The organism is Wolinella succinogenes DSM 1740 (assembly GCF_000196135.1).
Taxonomy (GTDB): domain Bacteria; phylum Campylobacterota; class Campylobacteria; order Campylobacterales; family Helicobacteraceae; genus Wolinella; species Wolinella succinogenes.
Window position 1 is genome coordinate 356343 of sequence record NC_005090.1, and the last position, 11983, is coordinate 368325.

Annotated in this window: 13 protein-coding genes; 11 read left to right on the forward strand and 2 right to left on the reverse strand. The window is 50.0% G+C overall.

Annotated features, from left to right (window positions below; translation table 11 throughout):
* The first annotated feature begins 59 nt into the window (after positions 1 to 59).
* Positions 60 to 605: a queuosine precursor transporter gene (locus tag WS_RS01790; protein ID WP_011138309.1), complete on the forward strand. Its 546-nt coding sequence runs from the start codon at positions 60 to 62 to the stop codon at positions 603 to 605.
* Here WS_RS01790 and WS_RS01795 read toward each other — a convergent pair.
* Together WS_RS01795 and WS_RS01800 are read right to left on the reverse strand one after the other, a co-directional pair.
* On the reverse strand, positions 595 to 921 hold the full coding sequence (locus tag WS_RS01795; protein WP_011138310.1) for a hypothetical protein: 327 nt from the start codon (positions 919 to 921) through the stop codon (positions 595 to 597). The genes WS_RS01790 and WS_RS01795 overlap by 11 nt on opposite strands.
* Before the next feature lie 2 nt (positions 922 to 923).
* The gene (locus WS_RS01800; protein WP_011138311.1) at positions 924 to 1427 is read right to left on the reverse strand and encodes a peptidylprolyl isomerase; all 504 of its coding nucleotides are present in this window, start codon (positions 1425 to 1427) and stop codon (positions 924 to 926) included.
* 74 nt (positions 1428 to 1501) lie between these two features.
* On the opposite strand from WS_RS01800, the gene WS_RS01805 reads away from it, so the two are divergent.
* From WS_RS01805 to WS_RS01850, 10 genes are read left to right on the forward strand one after another with little or no spacing between them, the layout of a single operon-like run.
* Positions 1502 to 2221, forward strand: coding sequence for a hypothetical protein (locus WS_RS01805; protein ID WP_011138312.1), 720 nt, complete (start codon positions 1502 to 1504; stop codon positions 2219 to 2221).
* A 54-nt stretch (positions 2222 to 2275) separates the two neighbouring features.
* Positions 2276 to 4762: a DNA gyrase subunit A gene (gene gyrA / locus WS_RS01810; RefSeq protein WP_011138313.1), complete on the forward strand. Its 2487-nt coding sequence runs from the start codon at positions 2276 to 2278 to the stop codon at positions 4760 to 4762.
* Complete coding sequence (locus WS_RS01815) at positions 4734 to 5183, forward strand: hypothetical protein (RefSeq protein WP_011138314.1); 450 nt, start codon at positions 4734 to 4736, stop codon at positions 5181 to 5183. Before gyrA ends, WS_RS01815 begins: the two co-directional genes overlap by 29 nt.
* Before the next feature lie 15 nt (positions 5184 to 5198).
* Positions 5199 to 6512 carry a sigma-54-dependent transcriptional regulator gene (locus WS_RS01820; protein ID WP_011138315.1) on the forward strand — a complete coding sequence of 438 codons (1314 nt, stop codon included), beginning with the start codon at positions 5199 to 5201 and terminating at the stop codon, positions 6510 to 6512.
* Positions 6513 to 6517: 5 nt separating this feature from the next.
* Positions 6518 to 7549, forward strand: coding sequence for an aspartate-semialdehyde dehydrogenase (locus WS_RS01825; protein ID WP_011138316.1), 1032 nt, complete (start codon positions 6518 to 6520; stop codon positions 7547 to 7549).
* Between the two features lie 3 nt (positions 7550 to 7552).
* Positions 7553 to 8068 (forward strand): YqhA family protein, encoded by a 516-nt coding sequence (locus WS_RS01830; protein WP_011138317.1) that lies wholly within the window; start codon positions 7553 to 7555, stop codon positions 8066 to 8068.
* A gap of 19 nt (positions 8069 to 8087) precedes the next feature.
* The gene (gene hemE / locus WS_RS01835; RefSeq protein ID WP_011138318.1) at positions 8088 to 9110 is read left to right on the forward strand and encodes a uroporphyrinogen decarboxylase; all 1023 of its coding nucleotides are present in this window, start codon (positions 8088 to 8090) and stop codon (positions 9108 to 9110) included.
* Complete coding sequence (locus WS_RS01840) at positions 9110 to 9613, forward strand: TRAP transporter small permease subunit (protein WP_011138319.1); 504 nt, start codon at positions 9110 to 9112, stop codon at positions 9611 to 9613. Before hemE ends, WS_RS01840 begins: the two co-directional genes overlap by 1 nt.
* A complete protein-coding gene (locus WS_RS01845; RefSeq protein ID WP_011138320.1) occupies positions 9607 to 10899 on the forward strand; it encodes a TRAP transporter large permease in 1293 nt (430 codons plus the stop codon). The genes WS_RS01840 and WS_RS01845 overlap by 7 nt, the downstream gene beginning before the upstream one ends.
* A gap of 22 nt (positions 10900 to 10921) precedes the next feature.
* Positions 10922 to 11980, forward strand: a complete 1059-nt coding sequence (locus tag WS_RS01850) for a TRAP transporter substrate-binding protein (protein ID WP_011138321.1) — start codon at positions 10922 to 10924, stop codon at positions 11978 to 11980.
* Positions 11981 to 11983: the final 3 nt, after the last annotated feature.

Here is an 11983-nt window from a genome sequence, read left to right on the forward strand (position 1 = left end):
AAAGGGCTCGAAAGTCGATTTTAAAACTTTGGAGCTCCCTGGAATCAAAGGAGATATTTTTGAGTTCTAAGAGTTTTTACTTCTCATCGATTCTTTTTGCTGCATTAATTGTGCTCTCTAACTTCACCGTCCAATACTCCATTAATGACTATTTGACCTACGGAGCCCTCACCTATCCCTTCACCTTTTTGCTTGCGGATGTGCTCTCGGAGCGTTACGCCAAAGAGGAGGTGCTCAAAGTGGTGCGACTGGGAATCGTGCTCGCCTTTGTCCCCTCGCTCTTGGCATCGGATTGGAGAATTGCTTTGGCTTCGGTGGGTGCCTTTTTTATTGCTCAGCCCCTAGATGTCTATCTTTTTTACTATCTCAAAGAGAAATTTCCTAAGCTTTGGTGGTTGCGCAATAATGGAAGCACTATGCTTTCTCAGTGGGTGGACACAATGATCTTTTTCCATGTGGCATTCTTATTTGTCATGCCTTGGCCTAATGTGATCATGTTGGCCTTGGGGGATTATGCGATCAAGATTCTCCTCGCGCTTTTGGATACGCCCCTCTTCTACCTTTTGGCGATTCGCGTGCAGAAGAGGCTTGGAATTAAGCGCTAGGGGGAGTGAGGAGGGTGAGAGTGATCTCTTTAGCAGGGAGGAAAAACTCCTTGGGTGAAGGCTGCTCATACTCTTTGATGATTCCTAGGCGATGAAGCTTTTCTAGGGAGAGGTAGCGCAAGTAGGTCTCTAGCGCTTCGGCGATCTCTTGATGCTCTAGGGCGCGCTTGCCTGCATTGAGCGCCAAATCAGTGATTGCTTGCATGAGGAGGGGAATCTCTGTGTCAGGATTCTCCTTGATCTTCTCAGCCTCCTTCAAGAGGGCTCCTAGCTGCTCATCAGAGAGCAGCGCGGGGAGATAGAGGGAGTTTGCCATGTTTAGGCGTGCTCAGAGATCACCACTTTGGTGATCTTATCGCCCTGCTTGAGCCTATCTAGCGCCTTCATGCTTTCGCCATCTTGTGGGTCAATCTGTCCAAAGACGGTATGCTCACCATCAAGATGAGGCTGAGGGGCAAAGCAGAGGAAAAATTGACTTCCGCCCGTGTCGCGTCCAGCGTGAGCCATGGAGAGGGCTCCTTTGAGGTGTTTGTGGGGGTTGTTTTTCACTTCGCATCGAATAGCATAGCCAGGACCGCCTGTTCCTGTGCCCTCGGGACATCCGCCTTGAGCGACAAAGCCGGGGATGACACGATGGAAGCTCAGTCCATCATAAAAGCCACTCTCGGCAAGCTCAGCAAAGTTGCTCACTGCTTGGGGAGCCTCGTTGGGGAAGAGAGCAAGCTTGATGTCGCCCTTTTCGGTTGAAATAACGGCGTATTGGAGCTTTTTTAGCTCCTCGGGGCTCTTTTTAAACTCCTTGATCTCTTTCCTGAAAAACATTCTCTAATCCTTTTTGGCATAAAATCGATTCCATATTCTATTACAGTGATGCTTGAAAAAAAGAGGGCGATTGAATGAGGGCTTGGATTGGGTGGTTTCTTTTGGTGTGGGGAGGAGTGCTTTTGGCGGGGGAGACAAGTCTTCTTCAGGTGGTGAAGCTGGAGGCACGATTAGAGAGCGGTGAAAACCAAAAAAGCCTTGGGGTTTGGCTCAAAGGAGGCTATATTCTCGCCCCCTCAGCGGCAGTGCACCGATTCTCCCCCTCTGTCTATGCCGAGCGCATTGAGGTGATGATCGTGGATGATCCAGCACTCCCCTTGATCGCCTTTGGGGGCGCGGGTGTGGTGGCGTTGGATGAGGATTTGGGTGTGGCGCTTTTGCGCATGGAGCGATTCAGCGATATTTATGGCAATCCCCTCCCGCTGAGCGCCTTTCACGAGAAGGTGATGAAGGAGCGAGGAATCTCTCGCCTGGAGGAGCAAGAGAGCGATTCTTCGGCATGGATGACTCCCGTAGAGCTTGCATGGGGGAATCTTGGGCTGGTCTCCCAAGGGGCGCCTCCAGAGATTCAAGGAAGCTCTTTTTGGGATGGAAAGGGAAATTTTCAAGGCATTATCACAGCCCTTGCCCCCAAGGAGAAACGCACCTCCCCTAAAGAGATCAAGGAGTTTGTTTGCACTCTAGCCAAAAAAGGGCTGCTCTTTAAAAAAGGGGATCCGCTCCTTGGGGTGTGCGCCCAAAAAGAGTCAAAAGAGGAGAGCGTCAAAAGCCCTAAATTAGCAAACTTCAAGTAACTCTTCGATAAAATCTAAGAATCATATAAAGCACTATCAAACAGGGAGCTGTGGATGAGCGATTTGCTGAGCAATAACGAGGACATCAAAGAGGTCAATATTGAGGATTCCGTCAAGGAGAGCTACCTAGACTACTCCATGAGCGTCATCGTGGGGCGAGCCCTCCCTGATGCGAGAGATGGCCTCAAGCCCGTCCACCGAAGAATCCTTTACGCGATGCATGAGCTAGGCGTGGGCGCTAGGGCAGCCTACAAAAAGAGCGCGAGAATCGTGGGAGATGTGATCGGTAAGTATCACCCTCACGGAGATACAGCGGTCTATGACGCGTTGGTGCGGATGGCTCAGGATTTCTCCATGCGACTTGAGCTCGTCGATGGGCAGGGAAACTTTGGCTCTATCGATGGGGATAACGCCGCGGCGATGCGATACACCGAGGCGCGCATGACGCAGGCAAGCGAAGAGATTCTTCGAGATATTGAAAAAGAGACGGTCGATTTTGTCTCCAACTATGATGACACGCTCAAAGAGCCCGATGTGCTTCCTAGCCGTATTCCTAACCTCCTTGTCAACGGCTCCAATGGAATCGCCGTAGGGATGGCGACCAACATCCCTCCGCACCGTTTAGATGAAGTGGTCGAGGCGCTTATCCACTTGATTGATCATCCTCAAGCCGAGCTTGAGGATTTGATGGGCTTTGTTGAGGGTCCTGATTTCCCCACGGGAGGAATCATCTATGGCAAGCAGGGGATTATCGAAGCCTACCGCACGGGTCGAGGACGAATCAGGGTGCGTGCTAAGACTCATATCGAGAAGAACAAAACCAAAGATGTCATCGTCATTGATGAGGTCCCCTACCAGACTAACAAAGCCAGACTTGTGGAGCAGATCGCCGAGCTCGCCAAAGAGAAGGTGATTGAAGGAATCGCCGAAGTGCGTGATGAGAGCGACAGGGAAGGGATTCGGGTCGTCATTGAGCTCAAAAAAGACGCCATGAGCGAGATTGTCCTCAACCACCTCTTTAAATCCACCGCGATGGAGACCACCTTTGGAATCATTTTGCTGGCGATTCACAACAAAGAGCCCAAAATCTTCACGCTCCTAGAGCTGCTCAATCTCTTCCTCAACCACCGCAAAACCGTGGTCATCCGCCGAACGATTTTTGAGCTGGAGAAGGCTAAGGCGCGCGCTCATATCCTAGAGGGGCTTAGAATCGCGCTGGATCATATTGATGAGATCGTTTCCCTTATTCGAGCCTCTAGCGATGCCAAGGAGGCTAAAGAGGGGTTGATGGCGCGCTTTGGGCTTAGCGAGATTCAATCTCAAGCCATTTTGGATATGCGCCTTCAGCGACTCACGGGGCTAGAGCGGGAAAAGATCGAGAATGAATATCAAGAGCTCCTCAAAGAGATCGAACGACTCACGGCGATTCTTCGTAGCGAAGAGAAGCTCAATGAGATCATCAAGCAAGAGCTCATCGAGATTCGGGAGAAATTTTCCACTAAGCGAAAGACTACCATTGAAGAGGATTATGAGAGTATTGATATTGAAGACCTCATCCCCAATGAGCCCACCGTGGTCACCATGAGTCATCGAGGTTATGTCAAGCGCGTTCCTCTGCGCTCCTACGAGAAGCAAAATCGTGGCGGCAAAGGCAAAATCTCTGGCAATACCCATGATGATGACTTCATTGAGAGCTTCTTTGTCTCCAATACCCATGACACGATTCTCTTTATCACTGACAAAGGGCAGCTCTACTGGCTCAAAGTCTATCGGATTCCTGAGGCGGGGCGAACGGCCATTGGCAAGGCGGTGGTCAACCTCATTCAGATTGGAGCGGATGAGAAGATCATGGCGACCATCACCACTCAAGATTTCAATGAGGATAAGTCGCTCATGTTCTTCACTAAAAATGGTATCGTGAAGCGAAGCAATCTGAGCGAATTCAAAAATATTCGAAGCGTTGGAATCAGGGCGATTAATTTGGATGACAATGATGAGCTTGTGACGGCTAGAATTATCGATTCCAATGTTAAAGAGATCTTTGTGGCGACCTACAAAGGAATGTGCATCCGCTTCCCCGTCGAGGATATTCGCGAGATTGGCCGAGTGGCGCGCGGCGTGACGGGAATTCGCTTCAAAGAGGATGAGGATTATGTGGCAGGCGCGACCACGATTGGTGATGAGAAAGAGGAGCTACTCACGGTGAGTGAGAAGGGAATTGGCAAGCGCACCGAAGCGGAAGAGTATCGCTTGCAGTCTCGTGGCGGCAAGGGAGTCATTGCGATGAAGCTCACGCCTAAAACGGGTCAGCTTGTGGGCGTGGTGAATGTCGATGAGAGCATGGATTTGATGCTTCTCACCAGCACGGGCAAGATGATTCGTGTCGATATGCAGACCATCCGCAAGGCGGGCAGAAACACTAGCGGAGTTATTATCGTGAATGTGAGCGATGATAAAGTGGTCTCCATTGCGCGATGTCCAAAAGAAGAGAATCCTGAAGAAGAGGCCAGCGATGAAGGACTTCTCTCTCCTGAAGCCTAAGCCTAGATTCCCCTTTAAGAGGGGGCTTGGGCTCCTTCTCTCCTTTCTCTTTTTTCCTCTTTTTCTTGAGGCAGAGACCTATATTTTCTCCTACAAAATCGCCATCAAAGACGGTCTCGTGATCAATGAGAGCTATCGATTCTCCAAAGCAATGGTGATTCCTGCTCGCTATGAGGTGCTAGGGGAGTGTGTGATTGATGTGGACGAGGAAGAGGAGAGGCGTGCGATAGGGAGGGTGAGGAGCGCTCATGCTGAAGTGCTGGAGTGTTTTTTTGAGCGAGGGGTGGGGCTTAGGGATGACACCACGGCAAGCTCTTTTCAAGCGCGCTCCACAACCACCCTCTGGATTCCTCCAACCCACGTGATAGTGGAGTTTAAAGATGGTTTTGTTATGATGAAAATCATCCAACCCCAACCCTAAAGAGTCGCCAAGACCATGAAAATCGCCATCGTAGAAGACGATATCAATATGCGCAAATCTTTGGAGATCGCTCTAGGCGAGTATCCAGAGTTTGAGATTCTCTCTTTTAAAAGCGCCAAGGATGCGCTCAAAAAGCTTGATGAGACGATTGATCTTATTGTCACGGACATCAATATGCCCGGCATGGATGGAATCGAGTTTTTAGAGCGCCTGGAGGGGCGTTATGAGGCGATCATTATCACAGGGAACGCAACGCTTAACAAGGCGATTGAATCGATTCGCCTAGGGGTGAAGGATTTTCTCACTAAGCCTTTTGAGATTGAGACGCTCGTGAGGGCGATTAGGCGCAGTCAAAAAGTGCAGGCGATTCAAAAGAGCCGACCCAAAAGCTCTCCGACTTCAGCCTCCGCCCAAGGCGCATTCATCGCCTCTTCGCCTGCTCTAGAGGGGGCGCTTAGGATCATCCAAAAGGCGGCTTTAACGGACGCTTCGATTCTTCTTTTGGGGGAGAGCGGCGTGGGCAAAGAGCTGTTTGCTTCTCATATTCACGCCCTCTCGCCGAGGAAAAACTCTCCCTTTATTGCCATCAATATGGCGGCAATTCCTGATAATCTCTTAGAATCGGAGCTCTTTGGATACGAGAAGGGGGCGTTCACGGATGCCACCGAGGGGCGTGCAGGAAAGATTGAGGCGGCTAATGGCGGGACACTCTTTTTGGATGAGATTGGCGAGATGCCTCTAGGCTTGCAAGCAAAGATTTTACGGGTTTTGCAAGAGAAAGAGGTGGTGAGGCTGGGAAGTCATAAGCCCATCAAAGTGGAGTTTCGTGTCGTGGCAGCCACGAACGCCAACATTAAAGAGAAGATACGACTAGGAGAGTTCAGAGAGGATCTCTTTTTCCGTTTGCAGACCATTCCTGTCAAGATTCCCCCCTTAAGAGAGCGAAGAGAGGAGATCATGCCTCTTTGCACTTGGAGGCTTCAGAAGGTGTGTGAGCAGTATGACCTGAACCTAAAGAGCCTAAGCTCAAGCGCGCAGAGAGAGCTTTTGGGCTATGAGTGGCCAGGAAATATTCGAGAGCTCCTCTCGGTGGTGGAGCGAGCGGCAATTTTGAGCGAAGGAGAGGAGATCAGCTGTGAAGATCTCTTTTTGAGCAGTCGTGAGAGCGGAGGGAATAGAGTCGAGAATCTGGAGCGCGATCTATTGCAAGAGGTGCTACTCTCTGCCTCGACTCTTCAGGAGTCAGCTCAAATTTTAGGCATCTCTGAAGAGATGTTAAAAAACAAAATGGCAAAATACGCCATCCAATCATCACTATTCAAAGGATAAAGGGCATGAAGCGATATAATGTAGCCGTTGTTGGAGCCACTGGAGCGGTCGGAGAAGAGATTTTCAAAATCCTTGAAGAGCGTAATTTCCCCGTGGAAAACCTCCTTCCTCTAGCGAGCGCTAGAAGCGTGGGGGCTGAGGTGCAGTTTGCAGGCAAGAACTATAAGGTGGTCGAGCTCACCGAAGAGGTTTTTGAGAAGCATCATGTCGATATCGCCTTCTTTAGCGCTGGGGGCAGCGTGAGTGCGAAGTTTGCCCCCTATGCCGCCCAAGCAGGCGCAGTGGTGATTGATAACACCAGCCATTTCCGAATGGATGAGGATGTGCCTTTGGTCGTGCCAGAGGTCAATCCCGAAGATATCGCCCTCTGGCGCAAGCGAGGAATCATCGCCAACCCTAACTGCTCCACTATTCAGATGGTGCAGGTGCTCAAGCCCCTTCACGATGCTTTTGAGATTGAGCGCGTGGATGTGAGCACCTATCAAGCGACAAGCGGCGCAGGCAAAAAAGGGATGGAAGAGCTTGTCTATCAGATGCAAAAATTCTTTGATTTCACTCTCTCAGAGTGTGAGCCCGAAGTGTTTGCTCACCAAATCGCGCTCAATCTCATCCCTCATATTGATGTGTTCCAAGAGAATGGTTACACCAAAGAGGAGATGAAGATGGTCAAAGAGACCAATAAAATCATGCATAGCCACTTTGCTGTGAGTGCGACTTGCGTGCGAGTTCCTGTACTAAGAAGCCATAGTGAATCGATCACGATTCGCTTTAAAAACAGTGCTGACGCCAAAGAGGCGCGCGAAATTCTCTCCAAAGCTCCCAGCGTGGTAGTGATGGATGAGCCCTTGGCGAAAAAATACCCCATGCCCTCCATCGCCACAGACACTGATGAGACTTATGTCGGAAGAATCCGCAACGATATCTACGATGAGAAGATTCTTCATCTCTGGTGTGTGGCGGATCAGATTCGCGTAGGAGCGGCGACTAATGCCGTGCGAATCGCCCAAAAATGGGTAGAGATCGAGGGGGAGAAGTAACGCATGGGGAAGTATTTCGAGCGACTGCTTTGGAATAGCCGACTCTTTGTCATCTTTGCTGTGGTGCTTTCGCTCCTTGGCTCTGTGGCACTCTTTTTTGTGGCGAGCATGGATATTTTCAAAGCCTCCATGAAGACGATCAGCTACTATCGTGGGCTTTTGCCCCCTGATGCGGATATTCACGAGATACTTCTTAGCAACATCATCATGGCGGTAGACCTCTATCTCATCGCCGTGGTGCTCCTCATCTTCGCCTTTGGGCTCTATGAGCTCTTTATCTCCAAAATCGATATTATCGAAGAGGAGATTGGGTCGAAGATTTTGGAGATTCACACGCTCGATCAGCTCAAAGACAAGCTCGCCAAAGTGATTGTGATGGTGCTGATTGTGAGCTTTTTTAACCGCGTGCTTCACATGGAGATGAGCACCTCCTTAGATATGCTCTACTTCGCCATCAGCATCTTGGCTTTGGCGCTAGGACTCTACTTTCTTCATAAAGATAGCCACGGCAAACACTAAACCCTCTAAAGGCAAATAGATGATTTTTATTGATGCGTGCAAGCGCCAGCCCACTCCCTATACCCCCATTTGGATGATGCGTCAAGCAGGGCGCTACCTCACTGAGTATATGCAGACGCGAGAGCGAGCGGGAAGCTTCCTTGACCTGTGCAAGAATCCAGAGCTTGCCTGTGAAGTGACTCTCCAGCCTGTGGAGATTTTGGATGTAGATGCAGCGATACTCTTTAGTGATATCTTGGTCGTGCCTATGGAGATGGGGCTAGAGCTTGGCTTCTATCAGGGTGAAGGACCGCGATTCTCTCAGACAATTCGCACTCAAAAAGATCTTTTGCTTCTTCAAGAGGGAGCGGAGAATCGCCTCGGATATGTCTATGAGGCGATCCATCGTATTCGTGAAAGTCTCCACCAGGAGAAGGCGTTGATTGGATTTTGCGGATCGCCTTGGACGCTTGCCACTTATATGATTGAGGGCGAGGGAAGCAAGACCTACGCACACAGCAAAAAGATGCTCTATAGTGATCCAAAGCTTCTCCATGCAATTCTCGCCCAAGTGAGCGAGGCACTCAAAGGGTATTTGGCTAAGCAGATTGAAGCGGGTGTGAATGCGGTGATGGTGTTTGATTCTTGGGCGGCCGCACTAGAGGAATCGGTCTATTTTGAGTTCAGCTGGGAATACATGAAAGAGATCGCCTCTTTTGTTAAGGCGCGCTATCCCCATATCCCCGTGATGCTTTTCCCTAAGGGAATCGCTGGATTCTTGGATAAGATCGAGGGTGATTTTGATGTCTTTGGAGTGGATTGGAGCACGCCTATGGATTTGGCCAAAGCCAAGCTTGGCGATCGTTATGTTTTGCAGGGGAATTTGGAACCTGCAAGACTCTATGATCGCGCCAAAATGGAAGAGGGGGTCGATCATATCCTCTCCATCATGGGCAAAGAGAGCGGTCATGTTTTCAACTTAGGCCATGGCATGATGCCTGATTTGCCAAGAGAAAACGCCATTGAGTTGGTGAAGATGGTGCGACAAAAGAGCGCGAGGTGATGGAGAAGATCTCCTATGCCTGCGATAAGTTGACCCAGTGGATGGGGAAGGCGAGCGCTTTTTTGGCGTTTGCTCTTGTCTTTTTGGTGCTCTATGATGCACTCTCAAGGTATCTTTTTAAAATGGGTTCGGTGAGTCTCCAAGAGCTAGAGTGGCATCTCTTTGCGCTCATGTTTTTGCTTGGGATTCCCTACGCGCTCAAGCACGACAAACATGTGAGACTTGATCTTTTCTATCAGCACTACTCCAAGCGCTCTAAAAGAGTTCTTTGGATTCTCTGCAACCTCCTTTTTGTCCTCCCCTTTTGCGCCTTTGTGATTTGGCATGGCTATGATTTTGCCCTCATGAGCTATCTTCAAAATGAATCTTCGGATAGCGGAGGGCTTCCCTATCGATTCCTTATCAAGTCAGCGCCTCTTTTGGCCTTTTTCCTTGTAGCGCTTCAGGCGCTTTCTGAGGTGATCAAAGCCTCTATCCTTCTTCGCAAAGAATCTTCATGTTGACCTCGATTCTCCTTTTTGTAGTGGCGTTCCTCTTCCTTTTCGTCGGGATTCCCGTGGCATTTGCCTTTGGGGGAGCGGCTTTGCTAGTCGCACTCCTCTCGCCTGAGGCGAGCCTTTCCATCCTTTCGCTCCTTCCTTCTCGAATCTATGGAATTATGAGTAACGCCACTTTGATGGCAATGCCCCTTTTTATTTTCATGGGGTTGGTGCTGGAGAAGAGCGGCATGGCGGAGAAGTTGCTTCGCAATATTGGCCGACTTTTTGGGTCGATTCGCGGAGGAATGGCTATTGGAGTAGTGGCGGTGGGAGTGCTCCTGGCCGCTAGCACAGGAGTAGTGGGGGCAAGTGTGGTTATGATGGGGGTCATTGCCGTGCCCGCGATGCTAAAGAGTGGCTACTCTCCTGCTCTCTCCTCGGGCGTGGTCGCAGCGAGTGGAACACTGGGGCAGATCATCCCTCCTTCTATTGTACTGATTTTACTAGGGGATGTGATGCAGGTCTCCGTGGGCGATCTTTTTGCGGCGGCGATTGTGCCGAGCCTTATCTTGGTGCTCTTCTATGTGTTTTTTATTTTGGCACTGGCGTTTTTAAAGCCCGCTCTAGCCCCCGCTTTAAAGGGCGAGGAGGGAGAGTCTCTTAGGGGTGTGATTCTAGAGACGCTTCAAACCTCCCTTCCTCCTATTGGACTGATTATCATCGTGCTTGGAGGAATCTTTTTGGGGGTGGTGACCCCCACAGAAGCAGCCGCATTAGGGGCGATGGGCTCGATTCTTCTCACGCTTTTTTTGCGCTCTTTTTCGTTGGAGCTACTTAGGTATGCGGCGATTCAGACGGTGGTCTTTTCAGGAATGATCTTTGCGATTCTTATTGGAGCGAGCGCTTTCACGCTGGTTTTTAATGATGCAGGGGGAGGTGATCTAATCTTTGATTTTTTCAGCGATCATCTAGGCTCCCCTTGGGCGTTTATTTGGGTGGCGATGGGGGTGGTCTTTCTGCTTGGATTCTTTATCGATTTTATTGAAATCTGTTTTGTGGTTGTGCCGCTGTTTGTCCCTCTGGTGGGGCATTTTGGAATCGATCCTATTTGGTTTGCGATGCTTTTGGCGATCAATTTACAAACCTCTTTTCTCACGCCTCCTTTTGGCTTTGCCCTCTTCTATCTCAAAGGAGCAGTGGGGGATAAGCTTAAGACCTCTGCTATCTATCAAGGAGCGGTACCCTTTATTTTGCTGCAGCTCCTTTTGCTTGGAATCGTGGTCGCTTTTCCAGCGGTGATCGTCTATTAAATTTATCAATTAAGGAGTGAAGATGAAAAGAAGAGAGTTTATCCAAAAAGCAGCCCTGGCCACAGCGGCGATTCCTGCGGTAGCCAGCGCCTCTAGCGGTAAAAAAATCCGTCTTAAGATGGCCACTAGCTGGCCTGCAAGTATGCCGATTCTCCAAAGCACGGCGGACTATTTTGCCAAGCGCGTGGGAGAGATGAGTGGGGGAGCGATGGAGATCAAAATCTATCACGCAGGCTCCCTTGTGCCTCCCTTGGGGGTCTTTGATGCAGTGAGCGCAGGACAGATCGACCTCTATCACTCCGCCACCTACTATTGGAGTGGAAAGAATAGCGCCTTTTCTGTTTTTGCGGGGACGCCTTTTGGTATGGTGGATAATGAGATGCTGGCTTGGATGCGCTTTGGTGGAGGTTTGGAACTCTGGAGAGAGCTAGGAGCCAAATACAATGTCTATCCTCTTTTGGGAGGCAACACGGGAATTCAGATGGGTGGATGGTTCAAAAAGCCTGTCGAAAAGCTGGCCGACCTCAAGGGGCTTAAGATGAGAATCCCTGGTCTTGGTGCGCAAATCCTTTCTAAACTTGGGGTGAATACGGTCATGATGGCAGGAGGAGAGATCTATTTGGCTTTAGAGCGAAATGTCATTGATGCGAGCGAATGGGTCGCTCCAGCGCTTGATCTTAGCGTTGGATTCCATAAAGTGGCCAAATACTACTACACCGCATGGCATGAGCCAGCCAGCACGGCGGAGTTTGTTTTTAACACTAAATCATGGGCAGGGTTGCCCCCAGAATATCAAGCCATCATCGAGGTGGCCTCACAAGACGCGAATGTTCGCATGACCGCTGAGTCCCAAGCTAGAAACGCCCCTGCGATGAGAGATCTTCTCAAGCAGGGAGTCGAGGTGAAGACTTTCCCTGCAGATGTGATGGCGGCGTGCAAAAAGGCTCTTGGCGAGGTGGTCGCCGAGGAGAGCGCCAAAAATCCCGATTTCAAGAAGGCGTGGGAGAGCTACTCTAGCTTTTTAGAGGAGCAGAAAGATTGGACAAAACTAGGGCTAGGCCGCTATTTGGAGACACGCTAGGAC